The organism is Nocardia sp. XZ_19_385 (assembly GCF_015355755.1).
Taxonomy (GTDB): domain Bacteria; phylum Actinomycetota; class Actinomycetes; order Mycobacteriales; family Mycobacteriaceae; genus Nocardia.
The window spans coordinates 253291-273643 of sequence record NZ_JACVEE010000003.1 but is presented as its reverse complement, the minus strand read 5'-3'; the positions used below and the strand labels follow the sequence as shown (position 1 = coordinate 273643).

Below are 20353 nucleotides of genomic sequence, written 5' to 3'. Positions count from 1 at the left end.
TTACGAGCTGTATTATTCACCCGGTGCGCAACCCCCCGCCCACCCGTTCCCCCGGCCGCCCGGCCTCGGCAACCCGCGAACAGGTCCTCGACCTCACCCGCCGCGCCTTCCTGGCGGGTGAGCGCGTCGACGTGCAAGCCATCGCCGCGGAACTCGGGCTCAGCCGCGCCTCCATCTACCGCTGGTTCGGTTCCCGCGACGGACTGCTCGGCGCCATGCTGGTCCAAGAATACGAGGGCCTGATCGCCCGGGCCGATACGCGCTGCCGTGCCAGCGGGGCGCAACGCGTGCTCGAAGTGTTCGACCGGGTCGCCCGCTGGGAGTCCGACAACGAACCCTTCCGCCGCTACTTCGAGAACGAACCGCTGTCCGGTCTGCGCATCATCACCGCCGGTGACGGGCCGGTGCAGACCAGAGCCATTGCGGCCGTGGAAGAACTGATCGCCCGCGTGGAGCGCGAGGACGGCTACCAGCCACCGCTGGAACGCCCCTTGCTCGCCTACTCGTTGGTCCGCCTGGCCGAGGCATTCCTGTACAACGACCGCGCCGCCGGTATTCGCGGCGACGTCGACCGGCTCCGGCAGGTTGTCGCGGTGCTTGTCGGCGCCAACCCTGCCGCAGACTAGGACGCCCGCACCCCAGTGGCAGCGGCCAACAAACTCCTCGAGTATGTCCCTTCCTGCCCGCAAGGACGTCGGCACCCACTAAGCCTTCGGGCAACGCCCCGACCCACCGCCTACTACGGCGTCGGCACTCCCGCTCAGTAGCGGCCCGACAAACAGCGCGAGCAAGGCGCCGACCCACCGCCCTATAAGTCACTCGCACCCCGCTGAGCAGCGGTGCGACGAACTCTTCGAGCAAGGCGCGTTCCTCGCCGACGTCGCGGCCCGGGACGGTGAGCAGCGAGACGATCACTCTGGTGATCCATCGGGCAAGCAGCGGGAGTTCCGCTGCCCCGCTCGCGCCGAGGAAGTGCCCCGCCATTGCCTCGATGACCTCCGACGACTGACCGATGTCACCCGCGAACCCGGCGTTGGTGGGGGTGAACCAAGCGATCAGCAATGGGTCGGCCCGGACCGCGTGCACTGCCGCGAGCATCGCCGCGACAATTCGCTCGATCGGCTCTTCGATCCCCGCGACCTCGTCGGCCACCTCAGCCCCCAACCGTCGCGCTTCGCGATGCACGAACGCCAGTCGCAGCGCCTGCCGATTCTCGAAATAGCGGTAGACCGTCGCGCGCGAACAACCCGCTGCCCGGGCAACTTCCGCCATCCCGGTCTCGGCCACACCACTCTCAGCGAAGACTCGACCAGCCGCGTCGAGGATTCGCTCCACCGCCGCGTCGTTCCGCTCGTCGCGAAGCCAACCGCTCACCACAGCGCCACACCATGCCGCCACTGCGAAGCGCCTTGTGGCGATAGCGAAGCCACCTGCTGCGAGACGGCACCGACCAGCACCGGCATCCCCGTCGAAACTGCGTGGACTGGCATCTCAGCACCTGACCTACACGGAGTACGAGAGCCGTTGCCGCCCTTGGATTCCTGCATCGCTCTACCTCTCATCCCGCGACCTGGAACGGCACGTTCGTAGGCCAGCGCACGTAATTCCCTTCCGACCAGCGAACCCCGTCGAGATCGACTGTGAAAGCAGGGCAGCGGGTCAGTAGCTCTTCCAACGCGACCCGGGCCTGCATCCGAGCGGCAGCCGCACCGAGACAGTGATGGTTGCCGTGGCTGAAGGTCATGATCTGCCGTGGTTTGCGGCGCACATCGAGTTCGCCTGCGTTGGCACCGAATTCGCGCTCGTCGTGGTTGGCCGAGGCGTACAGCAGCAAGGTCCGGCGACCGGCGGGGATGGTGACGCCGTGCAGCTCGACGTCCCGGCGCAGCGTGCGCGCGAGTCCCTGCACCGGTGAGGTGAGCCGCAGGAATTCCTCGACCGCGTCCGGGATCAGGCTCGGGTCGTCGATCAGCAGCTGCCGCTGATCCGGTCGCTGATGCAGCAATTGCACTGCGCCGCCGAGGTTTCCGGTGGTGGTGTCGTTGCCGCCGGTGATCATCGTGAAGGCGAAGCCGAGGATCGCCAGGATCCCCGCGAAATCACCGTCGGCCCCCATTCCCGCGGCCACCAGGTGCGAGATGGTGTCGTCGCCGGGCTCGCCGCGGCGGCGTTCGATCAGGCCGGTGAAATACTGGAGCAGCTCCCCCACCGCCGCCTGCGCGTCCGCGACGTTCCCCTGCGCCGAGGCCGCGACGATCGCTTCGGTCCAGCTGTCGAAGTTCGACCGATCCGCTTCCGGCACACCGAGATAGTGCGCGACGACCATGCTCGGCAGCGGCTTGAACAGCTCGGTGACGATGTCGCCGCCGCCGGCGGCCCGCAGTCGCTCGATCCGCTCGATCACGAACTCCCGCACCGCCGGTTCCACCGCGCTCACCTGGCGCGGCGTGAACCCCTTCGAGACATGCTTGCGAAAGTCGGTGTGCTCCGGCGGATCCGTGAACACGAACGGCCGGTTCTCCCCCAGCCCCACCTTTTCCAGATCTCGATAGTCGATGGTGATCCCCGAGGCCGAGGAGTACGTCGCGGGATCACGAGCCGCCTCGTACACATCCGAATATCGCGACAGCACAAAGTAATCCGACTCCGGGTCACCCTCGGGGATCACGTGGTGCACCGGATCGTGGTCCCGCAGCGCGGCATACATCTGCCACGGATCTCGCCAGGTCACCCCCGACCGCAACTCGAACCGGACGCTACTGGACAACCCTGACGACATGTCGCCACCGTAAGACAATCAATCAATTTTGTCTAGAACACGTTTCAGTCCCCACCCGCGCCCCGGCGCGCTCCGCCGAGGCGGGCTGGCGGTCTTCGTCCACGGCCTCATCAGCAATAGCTTCTTCTGGACACCCGTGGTCCGCGAACTGGCCTTGCTGGGTCACCGCAGCCTGCCGGTAGTCCTACCCGGCCATGGGCTCGACGCCCCGCTACCCATGTCCTACCAAACGCAGGATCTAGCCGCGTTCAGCGCCGCCCCCTCACCGATGTCCGCAATCACGGTGGAGGACAACGTTTCCCACGTCATCGACGTAGTGCAGCGGGTGCACCGGCGCGGCCCGGTCATCCTGGTCGCCGGCCATGCCCGGGTCGTCCACCAGGCCCGCGAACTGGCCGCTCCGGTGACAGGCATAGAGACGCCCGGGCGGTGCGGCAGGCGACGCAGGAGGGGCGCCGATGCGCGTTCTACCGCGGCGGCGGATCGCACCAGACGCCAGGGCACGCTGGGCAGGGCCACCGGTGACAGCTGCATGCCGACGAAGGCGGTGTCCCAATGGGTGTCGATATGCGCGATCTTCATGTCCTCGTCATGAGGTAGCGATCGATGCCGATGAAGTTGACGCACCGGCCGGTCGGGGAACCAGGACCCGCCACCTTCACCGATCTCGTCACCGCGCTGGCCGCGGACGGCGCGAGCCTCGCCGCGATCCTGCGGGCGTTGGCGTACGTGCCCTCGGGCACGTGGATCAATGACAACATCCGCCGACTTCCCCGGCCGCTCCTGGCGCAACTCTTCACCGCCGCCGACGACGAGGCATTCGCGGCCGCGGTTCGCGCGCGATTGGACGCGGACCTGCGCGCCGAAACCGCCGAGGCACCCACCCGTGGTTGAGTCGGGGGATGTGCCGATCCATCAGTGAACTGGATGCAGCTGTCTCCGACTGCCGCGCCTGCCCGCGGCTGGTGGCCTGGCGGGAGCAGGTCGCGCGGGAGAAACGGGCCGCCTTCCGGGACGAACCCTATTGGGGGCGACCGGTTCCCGGGTTCGGACCGGACGACGCGCGGCTGTTGATCGTCGGGTTGGCGCCGGCCGCGCACGGCGGGAACCGGACCGGTCGGATGTTCACCGGTGATCGCAGTGGTGATGTCCTGTATGCCGCCATGTACGCGGTGGGTCTGGCGAATCAGCCGACCGCTGTGCATCGCGACGACGGTCTCCAACTCGTCGGCACCCGCGTCACCGCACCTGTGCACTGCGCGCCGCCGGACAACAAACCACTACCCGAGGAGCGCGACCGCTGCCGCCATTGGCTGGAAACCGCACTGGACCTGCTCGCCCCCACAGTGCGAGCGATCGTGGTACTCGGCGGGTTCGGCTGGCAGGCGCTGCTGCCCGTGCTCGACGGTGCCGGCTGGGCGATTCCACGCCCACGCCCCAAGTTCGGCCATGGTGTACAGATCACGTTGTCCCCCAAGGCATCCGATCGTGCACCATTGCACGTACTCGGTTGCTATCACGTCAGCCAACGCAACACCTCCACCGGCCTGCTCACCCCCGCGATGCTGGAAGCCGTTCTGTCCCAGGCGAAATCAGCCGCAGGCCTGGCCGACTGATCAGCGTCGCCGAGTGACCGCCACACCGCTGCCGGGACGCCAGTGCTGGATGACGAGCAGCTCGGCCGCCGCGTCGACGGAGGTGAGCACCACATCGGTGAGGTCGAGCCGGAAGTCGTGCACACCCGGCGGCGAACCGAAGGCCGCCTTCGCGGGGCCGGTGATCTCGACCGCGACACCCATGACCTTGGCGTCACCGTCGCCGGGGTGGGCGTGGATCGCGCACCTCCCGTCGCGCCGCAGGTCGGCTGCCTTCATCGCGGCGGGCATGGAGCCGAACATCAGATCGGGCACGATGAACTCGACCTCCGATCCACTCACCCGGGGAGCACCGTCCCGGCGCAACGTAGCCAGCACATGAGTCTTGTGAGCCTCGAACCGGGACCTCACCTGCGCGGCCAACTCGGGTGCCTCGCCCGCGAACTCCTGCCATGTCGCCATGAAAACAGGATGCCAGGGTTCGCGCCGCGTCATGGCCAGCGCCGCCTCGGTGGACAGCCGGCCCCCGCTCGTCCGGGCTGTTCAGCCGGTTTCGCCCCGGCACAGCGCGAGTTGTACTTCCAGCAGGAGCCGGTCGGCCGGGTCGGTCAGGTTCATTCCGGTGAGGTGCTCGGCGCGACGGATCCGGTACCGCAACGTATTCGGGTGCACCCGCAATGCGTGGGCCGCGCCCCGGACCTCGCCGTGTTCGCGTAGATAGACCTCCACGCTCTCGCGGAGGTTCGCGGAATGGTCACGGTCGTAGTCGAAGAGCGCCGTCAGGCGCGGGTCGCGCAGGTCCGGGCGGGCGCGCAGGAGATCGAGTATCTCGCCCAGCAGCACCGCGGTTCGCGACTCCGCCAGGGTGGTTACGCGGCCTTGCGGAAAGGACTCCGCGGGGCTGTCGAGGACACGGTCCACCTCGCGGCGCGCACCGGCCACTGCCGCGAGGTCGGCGACCGGAATCGCGATCGCCGCGTGCAGCGCGATCGCCTTGGCGCTGTCGAACCGCTCGACCAACTGCCGAGCCCAGCCCGTCACCGCCCGTTCGGATCGAAACCCCGGCAGCAGCACATAGATTCGAGTCCCGTGCGCCATCGTCACGGCATCCCGGCGGAAGGCGCTGGCGTGCAGCCGGATCAGGCCCGCCACACCGTCGGAGAGCACGCCACCGGCATCGCGGTCGGGCTGTACTTCCGGCGAACCATTGCGCCCCAGCGTCGAAGTGAAGCCGAGCACAGCCGCGGGCCCATTCGCCGGGATGTTCAATGCGCTTGCGACAGAGGGGATATCGACGCCTTCGCCGCGGACGCCGAATAATCGCTGCACCATCAGCGCTTCGGTGGAGGGTGCGTCGAGGATGCGCGAAATGATCCGTGCGGCTATGGCGGACGCGCCGCGCAGCACGTCCGGCGCTCCCGGTTCGAACGGTTCGTCCCCTTGCTGGAGCCAGATCGATCCGAGCAGCCGTGGCGCGACATCCGGTGTCACCGAGGGCTGCCGGATGCTGATGACCAGGCGCCGCCTGATGTTCAGCTCCGGATGGGCGGGCACATCGATGACCTCGTCGGTGCGGTACAGCCGGTCGAACACGCCCCATTCGCGCAGCATCCGCAGGTAGTCGCGCGGTCCCTCGCGGCCCAGGATCGATTGGATGCGCATCGGGTCGGCGGCTTCGTCGGAGGCCGAATAGGCCAGGACATGGGATTCGGGGTCCTCGATGGAGACCATCCCGCCCGCGTTCTGCGCCACCAGCTGGGCCAGCCCGAACAGGTCGGTTTCACCGTCGAGCAGAACACGCATGGCAGAGCAACCTTCAGCCGATCGGACAATCCAGACATCCCATCTTTGTCCGATCGGCCGATCCTTCGCAGCGTTTCGCGGAGTTGACTCGCCTCCAGTGCTACCGCGCTATCCAGGAGCTACGCTCTCGAGGAGATTCAGCATGGACGCCATCGCGACCACTCCCCCGCCCGCCAACGAGCCGGTGGGAACTTTCGCTCCGGGCAGCCCCGAACGGGCCAGACTGCAAGCGAAACTCGACGAACTCGGTGCCGAACGCACCGAGGTGAACAATGTCATCGGCGGTGTGCATCGGCGCACCGAGGGGCCGGTGATCGATGTGGTGCAACCGCATCGGCATGCGGCGGTGCTGGGCACCGTCACCGCGGCCAAGGCCCGGGATGTGCGGGCCGCGGTGGACGCGGCGACCGCGGCGGCGCCCGGTTGGCGCGCGTTGTCTTTCGAGGATCGCGCCGCGATCTTCCTGCGCGCCGCGGATCTGCTGGCCGGGCCGTGGCGGGAAACCATCGCCGCCGCCACCATGCTCGGGCAGTCCAAGACGGCCTATCAGGCCGAGATCGATGCGCCGTGTGAGCTGGTGGACTTCTGGCGGTTCAACGTACAGTTCGCGCGGGAAATCCTGGCGCAGCAGCCGATTTCGGTACCCGGCGTGTGGAACAGGCTCGACTATCGGCCGTTGGAAGGGTTCGTCTACGCGGTCACGCCATTCAACTTCACCGCGATCGCCGCCAATCTACCCACCGCTCCGGCGTTGATGGGTAACACCGTCATCTGGAAACCCGCACTGACACAGTCGGTTGCGGCGTATTGGACGATGCGGCTGCTGGAGGCGGCGGGCCTGCCGCCCGGGGTGATCAACCTGGTCCACGGTGCGGGGCCGAAGGTTTCCGATGTGGTGCTCGCCGATCCGCGGCTGGCGGGTGTGCATTTCACCGGCTCCACCAAGACGTTCCAGCATCTGTGGCGTTCGGTGGCGGCGAATATCGCTGAGTACCAGTCTTATCCGCGCCTGGTCGGTGAGACCGGCGGCAAGGACTTCGTGATCGCGCACAGCTCGGCGGACCCGGACGTGCTGACCACCGCGCTGATTCGGGGCGCTTTCGACTATCAGGGCCAGAAGTGCTCGGCGGCTTCGCGCGCCTTCATCCCGAAATCGGTGTGGGCGAAGATGGGCACCGACTTGGTCGAGAAGGTCGCCGAGCTGAAGTACGGCGATGTCACCGATTTCTCCAATTTCGGTGGGGCGCTGATCGATCGGCGTGCGTTCGACCGCAATGCCGACGCACTGGAGCGCGCCAAAGCGACGGCGGGACTGACCATCGCGGTCGGCGGGAAGGCCGATGACAGCGTCGGCTACTTCGTCGAACCGACCGTCCTGCTCGGCGACGATCCCGCGGACGAGGCGTTCCGCACCGAGTACTTCGGGCCGATCCTGGCGGTGCACGTCTACGACGACTCGGCGGCCGGATCATTCGACGCCGCACTGGATCTCGTCGATCGTGGCGCGAGCTATGGGCTCACCGGATCGATCGTCGCCGACGATCGCGGCGCCGTCGCCCGCGCCACCGAAGCATTGCGTTTCGCCGCAGGCAATTTCTATATCAACGACAAGCCGACCGGCGCTGTGGTCGGTCAGCAGCCGTTCGGCGGTTCGCGGGCCTCGGGCACCAACGACAAGGCCGGGTCGCCGATGAACCTGCTGCGCTGGACGTCGGCGCGGACCATCAAGGAGACGTTCGTGCCGGCGACCGAGCACCGCTACCCGCATCAGGAACAGTGATGGCGAACGGACTGCTGCGACCCGCCATGCTGGCTGCCGCGCGCTCGCCGCGGCTGGAACGAACGGTCCGCCGGATGTCCTCGACGCGGCGGCTGGTCGACCGGTTCGTCGCGGGCGACACCGAGGACCGGGCGATCGCCGCCGCCACGCCGCTGCTGGAGTCCGGCCGCCGGATCAGCATCGACTACCTCGGCGAGGACACCACCGACGTCGGGCGGGCACGTGCCACCGTCGAGCACTACCTGAAGCTGCTGTCGGCGCTGGCGCACCTGCAAGGGACGTTCAGCGGCGACCAGACCGCCGTGGCGCCCGCGGGCCCCTTGGAGGTTTCGCTCAAACTGTCGGCCCTCGGACAAGCCCTGCCCCGCGACGGGCATCGGATCGCCCTCGAACACGCGCGGGAAATCTGTTCAGCGGCAAAGGCTGTCGGGGCCACGGTCACCATCGACGCCGAGGACCACACCACCACCGATTCGACCCTGTCGATCGTCCGGGAACTGCGCGGTGATTTCCCGGATCTGGGCACGGTGCTGCAGGCCTATCTGAAGCGCACCGAGGCGGACTGCCGGGAGCTCGCCGATTCCCGAATCCGCTTGTGCAAGGGCGCATATCGCGAACCGGCCGACGTCGCCTACCAGCGCCGCGCGGAGGTCGACGAGTCGTATCTGCGGTGTTTGCGGATCCTGATGGCGGGTACGGGTTATCCCATGGTCGCCACCCACGATCCCCGCATGATCGACGCCGCTCAGCAGTACGCGCGTGAAAACAGCCGTAGCACCGGGGATTTCGAGTTCCAGATGCTCTACGGGATCCGCGATTCCGAACAGCGGCGACTGGGCAAGGCCGGTCACCGGTTGCGGGTCTACCTGCCCTATGGCGACCAGTGGTACGGGTACTTCATGCGCAGGCTGGCCGAGCGCCCGGCCAACCTGGTGTTCTTCCTGCGCGCCCTCACCCCCGGCAATTTCGCCGATTCTCCGCCCGCCACACCCGCCGGTCGGTTTAGCTGAACCCAGCTCACAGTGCTGGTCTGCGCCCCCTCGGCCCTGTACCCCTGGGCCGAGCGGGGGCAGCGATGGAAAGGAATCGCATGTTCAACGCCGATATGCGCCGTCAGATGCTGCGCCGCAAACCCCTCCAGGAGGTCGAGGACGAGATCCCGACTGACGAGCGCCTGGCCAAGCACCTCGGCCTGTGGCAGCTCACGGCGATCGGTGTCGGCGGCATCATCGGCGCGGGCATCTTCGCACTCGCCGGGTCGGTCGCGCATTCGGTGACCGGGCCCGCGGTGCTGATCTCGTTCCTGATCGCCGGCGTCGCCAGTGCCGCAGCCGCGCTGTCATACGCCGAGTTCGCGGGCATGATCCCCAAGGCCGGGTCGGCCTACACCTACGGGTATGTGGCGCTCGGTGAGCTCGGCGGCTGGTTCATCGGCTGGGACCTGCTGCTGGAGTACGTGGCGGTGGCGGCGGTGGTCGCGATCGGCGTCTCCGGGTACTTCAAGTTCCTGCTCGAACAGGTCGACATCGACCTGCCCACTTGGATGCTGGGCGCCTACGGCACCGAGGACGGGCGCGTGGTCGACGTGTTCGCGGTGCTGTTCTGCCTGGGCACCGCGTGGCTGCTCTCGCGCGGTATCCGCAGCGTCGGGCGGTTCGAGACGGTGGCCGTCGGCCTCAAGGTGGCCTTGGTGCTGCTGATCGTCGTGCTCGGCGTCTTCCACATCGACAGCTCCAACTACAGCCCGTACTTCCCGTTCGGCACCGCCGCCGTATTCACCGGCGCCGCAACCGTTTTCTTCGCGGTCTTCGGTTACGACGCGATGAGTACGGCGGCCGAGGAGTCCGTCGACGGCCGCAAGCATCTGCCGAAGGCGATCATCTACTCCCTGGCCATCGCGATGGTGCTGTACGTGCTGGCCACGCTGGTGCTCACCGGCATGCAGAAGTACACCGAGATCGACCCGGAGAGCGGCTTCTCCAGCGCCTTCAAGGCGGTCGGGATGCCCGGCGTCGCCAACATCATCGCGATCGGCGCCATCGTCGGCATCATCACCGTGGTGCTGACCTTCATGCTCGGCGTCACCCGCGTGTGGTTCGCGATGAGCCGCGACGGCTTGCTGCCGGAGTGGTTCGCGAAAACCCATCCGGTGCGCAAGGTTCCGACCCGGGTCACCTGGATCGTAGGTATCGGGTCGGCGATCCTGGCCGGTCTGTTGCCGATCAACACCGTCGCCGAACTCACCAACATCGGCATCCTGATGGCGTTCGTGGTGGTCTGCATCGCGGTGATCGTGCTGCGCTACACCCGCCCCGACGCGGACCGTACGTTCAAGCTGCCCTTCATGCCGGTGATTCCGATCATCGGCGTGATCGCCTCGGTGTGGCTGATGCTGTCGCTGCCGTGGGAGACCTGGCTGCGGTTCGGGGCCTGGCTGGTCGTCGGACTGGTGATCTACATCGGGTACTCCCGCACCCATTCCAAACTCGAGCAGACAGGCCCCGCCGCGGCTACCGGGCCTTTGGTGAAAGACTGAGCAGTACCAGCCCCGACGCGAGAACCGCTAAGCCGCACCACGATACGAACGGCAGGCGTTCTCCGACGACCGTGACGCCGAGTACCGCCGCAACGGCGGGCTCGGCGAGCGTCAGCGTGGTCGCGACCGCGACGGTGGTGTGGCGCAGGCCGTAACCGAAGAGGCGGTAGGCGAGGAAGGTGGTGAACACCGCGAGGTGCACGGTCACCGCCATTCCGCGTCCGGTGGTGAGCCAGCTGGTGTCGGTGCACAGCACCACAGGCAGGACGAAAAGTCCTGCGGCGCCGAACATCACGCCGATCACCGATCCGGAACGATGACCGCGGGTGATGAGTTCACCGCCGACGAGGGAGTACACGGCATAGGCGAACCCGCCGGTCGCGGCCAGACTGAGACCGAGCAGGTCGACCGAGGCGCCGCCGCCGGTCAGCTGCGGACCCAACACCAGCGCCACGCAACCGAATACCGCCACCGAGGTGGCGATGACCCACCATGGGCTCGGCCTCGACCGCCCGGCCGCCCACGCCAGCGCACCCGCGAAAACCGGTGCGCTGCACAACGCCACCACTGTCGCGACCGCGACCCCGGTGCGCGCCACCGCGGGATAAAAGGTGACCGGATAGCCCGCCACGGCCACCGCACCGAGAAGGAGCAGCCGCCATTCCCGGCGAGTGTAGCTGCGAGCCGCTACTGCGTTCTCCCGCAGCGGTTTCCAATATCCGGCCAGGAACAGCATGGCCCCGCCGAGGACCAGGCCCGCCGACCCGATCGACACGGCGGGAGCACCGGCCGGCGCCATCGAGCTGGCCGTGCCGGTGGTGCCCCACAGCACCGACGCGGCGAGAATCGGCACGGAGCCGCCGAACCGGGCAGATGTTTCAGTAGAGATGGAGAAGACGTCATTGGACACAGTCGTGAACTTCCGTTCTCGAAACCTAAGAGGATGGGGTTCGAAACGGGCGCACGAACGACAGCTCGGCGACCTATCGGTCAGCCCGCGAGCTGGAAGTCGGATCTACGCGGAAGTGCGCCCGGTCAGATGACCGGGGGCGGCGTAACAGCGTGCCAATAAGTGGTGTCCACGCCGTCGATACTAACGCGCGGCCCGCCGGGTGTCGCAGCAATAGTCAGGCGGCTCATAGCGCATATCTATCGATACAGGCCAGATCCGCGAATTATGATTCGAAGTCTCCGCATCCTGGCGAATCATTTTCGGTAGCGTGACCTCTGTGAGCGAACATGGCAGAACCGAGCGGCGGCGCGGCGCAGTGTCGGCGGCGGGGTTACCGCCCGCGCCGAGCCGCCCCCGCACCCCGGTCCCGATCGACGACATCGACCGGGTGCTGCTCGACCATCTCGCGCGCGACGGGCGCATGACCAACAATGCGCTGGCCGCGGCGGCCGGGATCGCGCCGTCCACCTGCCTCGGGCGGGTGCGTTCGCTCGTCGAACGTGGAGTCATCCGCGGATTTCACGCCGAAATCGACCCCGGAGCCCTCGGCCGGGGCTTGCAGGCGATGATTTCCGTTCGGCTGCACAGTAATTCGCGTAAGCACCTGGCGGAGTTCGGGCAGCAGCTCTCGGTCCTGCAAGAAGTGTTGAACGTGTACTTCATCGCCGGTGGCGACGACTATCTGATCCACGTCGCGACCGCCGACACCGAGGAGCTGCGGGGCTTCGTGCTGGAGCACCTGAGCGCGCATCCCGCGGTCTCCTCGACCGAGACCATCCTGATCTTCGAACACCTGCGCCCCCGCACCACCCTCGCCCAGCACTGACTCCGGCACTCGCGGCGTCGCACAGGTTGCCACCTGTGCGACGCGGCCAACGTGGTGTGGTCAGGCGGCGACCAGGCTGCCGACCGGGTAGCCGTGGGCGGTCGCGACCGACTCCGCCAGGAGTTTGCCCGCGTGCGTGCTCAGGCCCGCGGCGAGACCGGCGTCCGACGCCACCGCTTGCCGCCAGCCCTTGTCGGCAAGCTCCAGCACGTACGGCAGCGTGGCGTTGGTCAATGCCACCGTCGACGTATTCGGCACCGCCCCAGGCATATTCGCGACGCAGTAGAACACCGAGTTGTGCACCTGATAGGTCGGCTCGGCGTGTGTGGTCGGCCGCGAATCCGCGAAGCATCCGCCCTGATCGATCGCGATGTCGACCAGCACCGAGCCCGGCTTCATCTGCGCCACAAGCTCATTCGGCACCAGCGTGGGCGCTTTCGCTCCGGGCACCAGCACCGCGCCGATCACCAGATCGGCTTCCCGCACCGTGGTCTCGACCTCCTGCACGTTGGACGCGATCGTCCGCACATGCCCGCGATACTGCTCATCGATCTCCCGCAACCGCGCGATATTCACATCCAGCGCGGTCACCTCCGCGTGCATTCCCAGCGCGACGGCGATCGCATTGCGCCCCGCCACCCCGGCCCCGAGCACGACAACCTTCGCCGGCCGCACCCCCGGCACCCCGCCCATCAGCACGCCACGCCCACCTTCACTTCGCATCAGGTGATACGCGCCCGCCTGCGGCGCCAACCGCCCCGCCACCTCACTCATCGGCGCCAGCAACGGCAGCGACCCGTCCCGAGCGGTGACCGTCTCGTACGCGATGGAAGTGATCCCCGACGCCAGCAGCGCATCCGTGCACTCCTTCGACGCCGCAAGATGCAGGTACGTGAACAGCACCTGCCCTTCCCGCATCCGCGAATACTCCTGCGCCACCGGCTCTTTCACCTTCAGCACCAGGTCGGAACTCCCCCACACCTCATCGGCCGTTGCGAGAACCCGCGCCCCCACATACGAATACGCCGCATCCTCGAACCCGGACCCCACCCCGGCCCCCGCCTCGACAACCACCTCATGCCCCCGCGCGACGAGCTCCCGCACCCCCGCGGGCGTACACGCCACCCGATACTCGTGATTCTTGACCTCGCGAGGCACTCCGATCTTCACTGCGACTCCTGACACTCAGCGGATTTGGACAGCCCGGGAACAGCCGGGCGCTTCACTAATGAGTGTGAACATTCTGCGAGATCAGATCTATATCGATGAAGATAATTCTCAATCATCCCATTCTGTGATTGTGATCAACGGAATGCGCCGGTGAGCGAGTGTGGCATACGAAACATCTTCGGCGGCCATGCATGCTCGCAGCGGTGGTCAATCGGTCGCCGAATCGCGACGGCCAGGGAGGCCGCGCCACCCGTCAGGGTGAGTATCGGCCTATCAGAGATCGCGCAGTGGCCCGTCGAGCAGGTTCGCCGCGGCCTCGCGCATTCGGACAGCCAAAGCCTCCCGGTCGTCCGGGTACTCGTCCCAGAAGACGACCGAGTGCTCGAGGTCGTGGATCAGACCGTTCAGGACCGAGTCCCAAGGCTCTCCGATGTAGCCGAGTTCGATCAACGACGCGGTGAGGGGTCCGCTGTGGCACGCCGGACATCCGTCACCCGCCACCAACTTCTCCGCCAAGTACCGCACCCGGCGCACCAATACAACTGTCGAACTACCTGGCCAATCGTCGTCGGTCGCCTCCAACATCCCCAACTCGATCAACGCAGTTCGAAACAACTCCCCCGCCTCATCACTGTCGTCGCGATGCAATCCCGCAAGCTCGCACAGCGCCGGCGAATCCACGCCCCGCGCCAGCGCGTGAGCCGCAATCATCGGCAACTCCGCCCGCGCCACTTCCCCACGCCCGAACCTGTCGGCAGCGTCCCTCACCTCGTCCACCGCCCAATCCTCCTGCCACCGACCAGGGCCCGCCACGGCAGGGCTATTCATCCCCGGCGCAATCACCGGCACGTCCTTGCAGAACGCCTCCAGCACAGACGCTGGGTGCTCAACTCCTCGCCGCCTACCTCCGGCTGTTCCACGTTGCCTCAGCCGTGTGCCGCTCGGCGGACGCAATCGGGCCCCCGGACGACTGTCCGAGGGCCCGAATGTTGTTGTGGGAGTTAGGCCGAGACCGACTCTCCTAAGGGGAAGCCGAAGGATTCGCGGGAGTCCGGGGCGGAGACGCGGATGGCGTCGGCTTCTGCGTCGGTGGGCTGCATGTTGGAGGCCAGTTCGGCTTCGACGCGGAGGCGGTAGATCTTGATTTCGCGGGCGATGCGGTCCTCGTCCCAGCCGAGGTACGGGGCGACCAGCATCGCTACCTCGGGGGCGATGTCCACGCCGCGGGCGCTTGTTTCGACCGAGAGGCGGGTGCGGCGGGCGAGGATGTCGTCGAGGTGGAGGGCGCCCTCGTGGGTTACCGCGTAGACGATTTCGGCTTTGAGGTAGCGCGAGTTGCCGAGGCGGGCAGCGAGTTCGGGGGTGCTGTCGATGAGCTCGCGGAGTTCGGTGACGGCGCTGCCGTAGCGGCCGAGGAGGTGGTCGATCGTTTCCATGTCTACGTCGAAGACCTCAGCGAGGCGGGCGCGGGACAGGGACAGTTCGCGGTACTGGTGGGCGCCGACCAGGGGGACGCGTTCGGTGCAGGATTTGGCGACGCGACCGGGGAGGTCGGCGACGGCGAGATCGATGGCGTCCTTGGCCATTACGCGGTAGGTGGTGTATTTGCCGCCGGCGATGATGACGAGGCCGGGAACCGGGCGGACGACGGCGTGCTCGCGGGAGAGCTTCGCGGTTTGGTTGGAGTCACCGGCGGCGAGCAGGGGCCGCAGGCCGGCGTAGACGCCGACGATGTCGTCGTGAACGATGGGGGTTTCCAGGAGCCGGTTCACCTGCGCCAGAATGTAATCGATGTCGGCGCGGGTAGCGGCGGGGTGGGCGAGGTCGTGGTCCCAGCCGGTGTCGGTGGTGCCGATGACCCAGTGGTCGTCGCTCCACGGGCAGGGGATGACGAACAGCAGGCTCTTCTCGGTTTCGGTGATCAGGCCGGTTTCGGAGTCGATGCGGTCGCGGGGCACCACGATGTGCACGCCCTTGGAGGCCTTGATTTTGAATTGGCTTGCGCCGCCCAGCATTTCCTGGAGCTCGTCGGTCCACGCGCCGGCGGCGTTGACGACGCGCTTGGCGCGGACCTCGAACTTGCGGCCGGACTCCAGGTCCTGCACGAGGGCGCCGACCACGCGGCCGTCTTCACGCACGAAGTCGACGACACGGGTGCTGGAGGCGACCAGCGCGCCGTGTGAGGCGGCGGTGCGCGAGAGCATCATGGTGTGGCGAGCGTCGTCGAGCTGGCCTTCGTAGAAGCTGACGCCGCCGCGTACCGTGCCGCGCTTGGCGCCGGGGAAACGCTGCATGGTCTTCTTCTTGCCCAGATGGCGGAAGTGCGAGGGCACCCCGCGCCCCGCACCCAGCACGTCGTAGACGCCGACGCCGGTGCCGACCCAGGCGCGGTCGATGACCGGCGTCTCGAGCGGGTAGATGAACTCGACGGGCTTGGCCAGGTGCGGCGCAAGGGTTTCCAGGATCAGCTTGCGTTCGCGCAGCGCCTCGAAGACGAGACGGAAGTTGAGCTGCTTGAGGTAGCGCAGGCCGCCATGGACGAGTTTCGAAGAGCGGCTGGAGGTTCCGGAGGCATAGTCACGGGCTTCGACCAGACCGACGGTGAGGCCGCGGGTGACGGCGTCGAGGGCGGCGCCCGCGCCGACCACGCCGGCGCCGATCACCAGCACGTCGAGTTCGGTACCGGCCATGGTGTCGAGCGCGTGCTGCCGGGCCTCGGGGCTCATCGCGACAGGTGCTGTCAGAGAACGCATTTCGAATTCCTTCTTCACGGTTGACACGGGCTTTCTAGTTGGTGGGGATCCAGTCCAGGGTGCGGCCGACGGCTCTGCCCCAGCCCTCGTATCCGGCGACGCGCTGCTCGTCGGTCCATTGCGGATGCCAGCGGGTGCGCTCCTGCCAGTTCTGGCGCAAATCCTCTGGGCCGGCCCAGAATCCGACAGCCAGTCCCGCCGCATAGGCCGCGCCGAGAGCGGTGGTTTCCGACACCATCGGCCGGCTCACCTCGACGCCGAGCACGTCGGCTTGGATCTGCATGCAGAGGCTGTTGGCGGTGACGCCGCCGTCGACCTTCAGAACCTCCAGTGGCACACCGGAATCCTTGAACATCGCGTCGACGACATCGCGGGTCTGGTAACAGATGGCTTCGAGGGTGGCGCGCGCGATGTGGGCGTTGGTGGCGTAGCGGGTGAGCCCGACGATCGCGCCGCGGGCATCCGAACGCCAGTGCGGGGCGAAGAGTCCGGAGAAGGCGGGCACGAAGTACACGCCACCGTTATCTTCGACTTCGCTTGCGAGCGTTTCGCTCTGGGACGCGCCCTGGATGATGCCGAGCTGATCCCGCAACCACTGCACGGCGGATCCGGTGACGGCGATGGATCCTTCCAGCGCGTACACCGGCTGCTGGTCGCCGAACTGATAGCACACGGTGGTGAGCAGGCCGTTGTCCGAACGCACCAGCGCCGCACCGGTATTCATCAGCAGGAAGTTGCCGGTGCCGTAGGTGTTCTTGGCTTCGCCCGCCTTCAGGCAGACCTGGCCGATCATCGCCGCCTGCTGATCGCCGACGGCCGCCGCGACCGGCACCGCAGCGCCCAACGGCCCGCACGCGGTGGTGTGGCCGTAGAGGGTGGGATCCGAAGACGGCCGGATGACGGGCAACATCGCGCGCGGCACGTCGAACAGCGCCAGCAGTTCGTCGTCCCAGTCCAGCGTTTCCAGGTCCATCAGCATGGTCCGGCTGGCATTGGTGACGTCGGTGACGTGCACACCCCCGCGCACCCCGCCGGTCAGGTTCCACAGCAGCCAGGTGTCGATGGTGCCGAACAGGGCGTCGCCGCGTTCGGCGGCGGCGCGCGCACCCTCGACATGGTCGAGGATCCAGCGGATCTTGCCGCCGGAGAAGTAGGTGGCGGGCGGCAGGCCCGCGCGGTGGCGGATGAGCCGACCGGCATCGGAGGTGTCCAGGTCGGCGGCGATCCGGTCGGTGCGGGTGTCCTGCCAGACGATGGCGTTGTAGTACGGACGGCCGGTGTGGCGGTCCCAGACGACGGTGGTCTCACGCTGATTGGTGACGCCGAGCGCGGCCAGATCGGCGCCGGACAGGCCGTTCGAGTTCAGCGCGGTTTGAATGACGGCGGAGGTGCGTTCCCAGATCTCGACCGGGTTGTGTTCCACCCAGCCGGGGCGCGGCAGGATCTGCTCGTGTTCGAGCTGGTGGTGCGCGACCACCGTGCCCGCGCGGTCGAAGACCATGAAGCGCGTGCTGGTGGTGCCCTGATCGACCGCTCCAATGAGGTCAGGCATCACATTCTCCGTTGTCCGTGACACGGCTCCGACCCTGAAGGGTGAGCCATTACCGAACGTAAAGATCTCCGGATCGGGCTTCAACGGTGCCCGTTCGACAATGTCGAACGATTTCGCGCTACCGTGGAGGACGTGCCGGGACCGATCCAGTCGATCGAGCGCGCCGCCGCGATCATGAATGTGGTCGCCGAGGCGCCCTTCGGCATCGGCGTCGGCGAACTGGCCGCGGTGCTCGGATTGCCGAAGCCCACCGCACACGGGCTGCTGCGCACGCTGCAGGGTGTCGGATATATCGACCAGGACCCGCAGTCCGGGAAGTACCGCGTCGGGGATGCCGCGCTCGGTCTGACGCCGCGGCCGTTCGACGCGAACGTGCTGCGGTCGTATGCGATGAACTGGGGCGATACCTTGGCGGCGCGGTCGGGCGAGTCGGTGCGAATCGGGGCGCTGCGGGGCGACAGCGTGCAGATCGTGCACCACGTATTCCGGCCCGACGGGAGCGCTCAGGTGTTGCGGCTCGGCGTCGAACTACCCTTGCACGCAACCGCTTTGGGCAAAGTGCTGCTCGCCTACACCCCGGGTCTCGCCGAACGCGCCACGGCGGGAACACTGCTCGCCTACACGCGACGGACGGTGACCGGACCGCGCGCTCTGAACGGTGAGATCGCGCGGGTGCGTGGCCAGGGGTTCGGCGAGGACATCGGCGAGTTCGCCTCCGAACGCGCGTCCGTCGCCGCGCCCGTCCGGGACTCGGGCGGGCGGGTGGTCGGCGCGATCGGGGTGGTCGGGGCCTTCGACCGCCTGACCGACAAGTCCACCCACGCCAGACTTATCGACCTGGTTCTCAGCACCGCGACGTCGATCTCCCGCGACCTCGGCACCGAACGACCGCGGATCCAGTCATGAATCCTTCGAGGGCGCGCTATGTGATGGCGATCGACCAGGGCACCACCTCCAGCCGGACAATCCTGTATGACGCTGCCGGGCAATTGGTTTCGGTCGCGCAGCAGGAACACCGGCAGTTCTATCCGGCGGCCGGGCAGGTCGAGCACGATGCGCAGGAGATCCGCAAGAACGTCGGCAATCTGGTCGGACGGGTGATGGCGAAGGCCGGAGTTTCCCCCGATCAGGTGGTGGCGATCGGGATCGCGAATCAGCGTGAGACGACGGTGCTGTGGGACCGGCGCACCGGCAAACCGGTCGGCAACGCGATCGTCTGGCAGGACACGCGCACCGAGGAGCTGGTCGCGCAGCTGGCGCGGCAACCCGCAGCCGCCGAGGTGGCCGAACGCTGCGGCTTACCGCTGCTGAGTTACTTTGCCGCCCCGCGCATCCGATGGATTCTCGATCATCACCCCCGGCTCCGGGAACCGGCCGAACGCGGCGAGATCCTGTTCGGCACCATGGACAGCTGGCTGATCTGGAACCTCACCGGCGGTCCCGAGGGCGGCGTGCACGTCACCGACGTGACCAACGCCGGCCGCACCCTGCTGATGAACCTGCACACCCTGGACTGGGACGACCAGCTGCTCGACTTCTTCGGCGTCCCCCGCGCGATGCTGCCCGAGATCCGTTCCAACGCGGAGATTTACGGCCGCACCGAGCACGGCATCCCGATCGCCGCCGCCCTCGGCGACCAGCAGGCCGCTCTGTTCGGCCAAACCTGTTTCGACGCGGGCGAAGCGAAGTGCACCTACGGCACCGGCAGCTTCCTGCTCACCAATACCGGCACCACCCCCGTCTACTCCAAGCACGGCCTGCTCACCACCGTCGCCTTCCAAATCGGCAGCGACCCAGCGCGTTACGCCCTCGAAGGGTCTATGGCCGCCACCGGAACCCTGGTGCAGTGGCTGCGCGACCGGCTCGATCTGATCGGCGCGGCGCCCGAAATCGAAACCCTCGCAAGCACTGTCGACGACAACGGCGGCTGCTACGTCGTGCCCGCCTTCTCCGGACTGTTCGCACCGCGCTGGCGTTCGGAGGCCCGCGGTGTCATCGCCGGGCTCACCTCCTACATCACCAAGGGCCACCTGGCACGCGCGGTGCTGGAAGCGACCGGCTGGCAGACCCGAGAGGTCGTCGACGCCGTGAACGCCGACTCCGGCCACCCCCTGACCGAACTCCGGGTCGACGGCGGTATGACCTCCAACAACCTACTGATGCAACAGGTCTCGGACTCGCTGGGCGTCCCGGTGGAACGCCCGCTGTACTCCGAGACCGTCTCCCTCGGCGCCGCCTACGCGGCCGGTCTCGCGGTCGGCCTCTGGCCGGACATGAACGGCTTGCGCCGCAACCGGCACACCGCCAGCCGCTGGCTTCCGGCCATGCCCGCCGCTCGCCGCGACACCGAATACCGCCGCTGGTCCCAGGCCGCCGATCTCACCTACAACTGGACCGAACCGGCGGACGCCTAGTCACAGTTCCTCGGGTGTCGATTCGTCGGACTCCATCTCCTCGCTCATCGGATGCTCGTCGGCGTGCGTCGCCGACTCGTGCTCCCCGGCGAAATCCGCGTCCTCCAGCAGCGACTCAGCTGTCGCCCGGTCCATTTCAGGTCCACTCATGGCTGCCGGATACCTCGCCCGGCGGCGGGCAAACAGTGCCATC

Annotated in this window: 18 protein-coding genes and 2 pseudogenes; 10 read left to right on the top strand and 10 right to left on the bottom strand. The window is 67.4% G+C overall.

All coding sequences use genetic code 11. The features are described 5' to 3' along the window. Positions 1 to 23 precede the first annotated feature (23 nt). Positions 24 to 626, top strand: a complete 603-nt coding sequence (locus tag IBX22_RS24890; protein ID WP_309234781.1) for a QsdR family transcriptional regulator — start codon at positions 24 to 26, stop codon at positions 624 to 626. Positions 627 to 828: 202 nt separating this feature from the next. Here IBX22_RS24890 and IBX22_RS24885 read toward each other — a convergent pair. After that, a pseudogene (locus tag IBX22_RS24885) lies at positions 829 to 1377 on the bottom strand (TetR/AcrR family transcriptional regulator); the annotation flags it as partial. Between the two features lie 181 nt (positions 1378 to 1558). Next, on the bottom strand, positions 1559 to 2779 hold the full coding sequence (locus tag IBX22_RS24880) for a cytochrome P450 (RefSeq protein WP_194818123.1): 1221 nt from the start codon (positions 2777 to 2779) through the stop codon (positions 1559 to 1561). 28 nt (positions 2780 to 2807) lie between these two features. Here IBX22_RS24880 and IBX22_RS24875 point away from each other — a divergent pair, with 28 nt between their 5' ends. The 3 genes from IBX22_RS24875 to IBX22_RS24865 are packed head-to-tail and all read left to right on the top strand — an operon-like array spanning position 2808 to position 4395. After that, positions 2808 to 3374, top strand: a complete 567-nt coding sequence (locus IBX22_RS24875) for a hypothetical protein (protein ID WP_194818122.1) — start codon at positions 2808 to 2810, stop codon at positions 3372 to 3374. An 11-nt stretch (positions 3375 to 3385) separates the two neighbouring features. Further along, entirely contained in the window at positions 3386 to 3673 is a 288-nt protein-coding gene (locus IBX22_RS24870; protein WP_194818121.1) for a hypothetical protein, read from the top strand. An 8-nt stretch (positions 3674 to 3681) separates the two neighbouring features. Continuing rightward, complete coding sequence (locus IBX22_RS24865) at positions 3682 to 4395, top strand: uracil-DNA glycosylase (RefSeq protein WP_194818120.1); 714 nt, start codon at positions 3682 to 3684, stop codon at positions 4393 to 4395. Here IBX22_RS24865 and IBX22_RS24860 read toward each other — a convergent pair whose 3' ends face one another. Both IBX22_RS24860 and IBX22_RS24855 read right to left on the bottom strand, forming a co-directional pair. Continuing rightward, on the bottom strand, positions 4396 to 4836 hold the full coding sequence (locus IBX22_RS24860) for a pyridoxamine 5'-phosphate oxidase family protein (protein WP_194818119.1): 441 nt from the start codon (positions 4834 to 4836) through the stop codon (positions 4396 to 4398). Positions 4837 to 4917: 81 nt separating this feature from the next. Next, positions 4918 to 6168, bottom strand: a pseudogene (locus IBX22_RS24855) (PucR family transcriptional regulator); the annotation flags it as partial. Between the two features lie 151 nt (positions 6169 to 6319). On the opposite strand from IBX22_RS24855, the gene pruA reads away from it, so the two are divergent. From pruA to IBX22_RS24840, 3 genes are all read left to right on the top strand, one after another. Continuing rightward, a complete protein-coding gene (pruA, locus tag IBX22_RS24850; RefSeq protein ID WP_194818117.1) occupies positions 6320 to 7957 on the top strand; it encodes an L-glutamate gamma-semialdehyde dehydrogenase in 1638 nt (545 codons plus the stop codon). Further along, positions 7957 to 8967 (top strand): proline dehydrogenase family protein, encoded by a 1011-nt coding sequence (locus IBX22_RS24845; protein ID WP_228539397.1) that lies wholly within the window; start codon positions 7957 to 7959, stop codon positions 8965 to 8967. The genes pruA and IBX22_RS24845 overlap by 1 nt, the downstream gene beginning before the upstream one ends. An 80-nt stretch (positions 8968 to 9047) precedes the next feature. Further along, positions 9048 to 10493: an amino acid permease gene (locus IBX22_RS24840; protein WP_194818115.1), complete on the top strand. Its 1446-nt coding sequence runs from the start codon at positions 9048 to 9050 to the stop codon at positions 10491 to 10493. Here IBX22_RS24840 and IBX22_RS24835 read toward each other — a convergent pair. Next, on the bottom strand, positions 10468 to 11403 hold the full coding sequence (locus tag IBX22_RS24835; RefSeq protein WP_309234780.1) for an EamA family transporter: 936 nt from the start codon (positions 11401 to 11403) through the stop codon (positions 10468 to 10470). The genes IBX22_RS24840 and IBX22_RS24835 overlap by 26 nt on opposite strands. A gap of 358 nt (positions 11404 to 11761) precedes the next feature. On the opposite strand from IBX22_RS24835, the gene IBX22_RS24830 reads away from it, so the two are divergent. After that, positions 11762 to 12271: an Lrp/AsnC family transcriptional regulator gene (locus IBX22_RS24830; protein WP_309234827.1), complete on the top strand. Its 510-nt coding sequence runs from the start codon at positions 11762 to 11764 to the stop codon at positions 12269 to 12271. A 60-nt stretch (positions 12272 to 12331) separates the two neighbouring features. On the opposite strand, the gene ald is transcribed toward IBX22_RS24830, so the two are convergent. The 4 genes from ald to glpK (IBX22_RS24810) form a co-directional block, all read right to left on the bottom strand. Further along, positions 12332 to 13441, bottom strand: a complete 1110-nt coding sequence (gene ald, locus IBX22_RS24825; RefSeq protein ID WP_194818114.1) for an alanine dehydrogenase — start codon at positions 13439 to 13441, stop codon at positions 12332 to 12334. A 273-nt stretch (positions 13442 to 13714) separates the two neighbouring features. After that, positions 13715 to 14314, bottom strand: coding sequence for a hypothetical protein (locus tag IBX22_RS24820; protein WP_194818113.1), 600 nt, complete (start codon positions 14312 to 14314; stop codon positions 13715 to 13717). Positions 14315 to 14442: 128 nt separating this feature from the next. Continuing rightward, positions 14443 to 16194, bottom strand: a complete 1752-nt coding sequence (locus IBX22_RS24815) for a glycerol-3-phosphate dehydrogenase/oxidase (RefSeq protein ID WP_194818112.1) — start codon at positions 16192 to 16194, stop codon at positions 14443 to 14445. A 34-nt stretch (positions 16195 to 16228) separates the two neighbouring features. After that, a complete protein-coding gene (gene glpK / locus IBX22_RS24810; protein WP_194818111.1) occupies positions 16229 to 17746 on the bottom strand; it encodes a glycerol kinase GlpK in 1518 nt (505 codons plus the stop codon). Between the two features lie 132 nt (positions 17747 to 17878). On the opposite strand from glpK (IBX22_RS24810), the gene IBX22_RS24805 reads away from it, so the two are divergent. Both IBX22_RS24805 and glpK (IBX22_RS24800) read left to right on the top strand, forming a co-directional pair. Then, a complete protein-coding gene (locus tag IBX22_RS24805) occupies positions 17879 to 18652 on the top strand; it encodes an IclR family transcriptional regulator (RefSeq protein ID WP_194818110.1) in 774 nt (257 codons plus the stop codon). Further along, positions 18649 to 20160, top strand: a complete 1512-nt coding sequence (glpK, locus tag IBX22_RS24800; protein WP_194818109.1) for a glycerol kinase GlpK — start codon at positions 18649 to 18651, stop codon at positions 20158 to 20160. Before IBX22_RS24805 ends, glpK (IBX22_RS24800) begins: the two co-directional genes overlap by 4 nt. Here glpK (IBX22_RS24800) and IBX22_RS24795 read toward each other — a convergent pair whose 3' ends face one another. Next, positions 20161 to 20310 carry a hypothetical protein gene (locus IBX22_RS24795; protein WP_194818108.1) on the bottom strand — a complete coding sequence of 50 codons (150 nt, stop codon included), beginning with the start codon at positions 20308 to 20310 and terminating at the stop codon, positions 20161 to 20163. It lies immediately after the preceding gene. Positions 20311 to 20353 lie beyond the last annotated feature (43 nt).

Bases quoted from the DNA above. Each gene is read 5' to 3' on its own strand.
- IBX22_RS24870 (WP_194818121.1), top strand. From the start codon at position 3,386: ATGCCGATGAAGTTGACGCACCGGCCGGTCGGGGAACCAGGACCCGCC.
- IBX22_RS24795 (WP_194818108.1), bottom strand. From the start codon at position 20,310: ATGAGTGGACCTGAAATGGACCGGGCGACAGCTGAGTCGCTGCTGGAG.
- IBX22_RS24815 (WP_194818112.1), bottom strand. From the start codon at position 16,194: ATGCGTTCTCTGACAGCACCTGTCGCGATGAGCCCCGAGGCCCGGCAG.
- IBX22_RS24860 (WP_194818119.1), bottom strand. From the start codon at position 4,836: ATGGCGACATGGCAGGAGTTCGCGGGCGAGGCACCCGAGTTGGCCGCG.
- IBX22_RS24840 (WP_194818115.1), top strand. From the start codon at position 9,048: ATGTTCAACGCCGATATGCGCCGTCAGATGCTGCGCCGCAAACCCCTC.
- glpK (WP_194818111.1), bottom strand. From the start codon at position 17,746: ATGCCTGACCTCATTGGAGCGGTCGATCAGGGCACCACCAGCACGCGC.
- IBX22_RS24880 (WP_194818123.1), bottom strand. From the start codon at position 2,779: ATGTCGTCAGGGTTGTCCAGTAGCGTCCGGTTCGAGTTGCGGTCGGGG.
- glpK (WP_194818109.1), top strand. From the start codon at position 18,649: ATGAATCCTTCGAGGGCGCGCTATGTGATGGCGATCGACCAGGGCACC.
- IBX22_RS24865 (WP_194818120.1), top strand. From the start codon at position 3,682: ATGTGCCGATCCATCAGTGAACTGGATGCAGCTGTCTCCGACTGCCGC.
- IBX22_RS24845 (WP_228539397.1), top strand. From the start codon at position 7,957: ATGGCGAACGGACTGCTGCGACCCGCCATGCTGGCTGCCGCGCGCTCG.
- pruA (WP_194818117.1), top strand. From the start codon at position 6,320: ATGGACGCCATCGCGACCACTCCCCCGCCCGCCAACGAGCCGGTGGGA.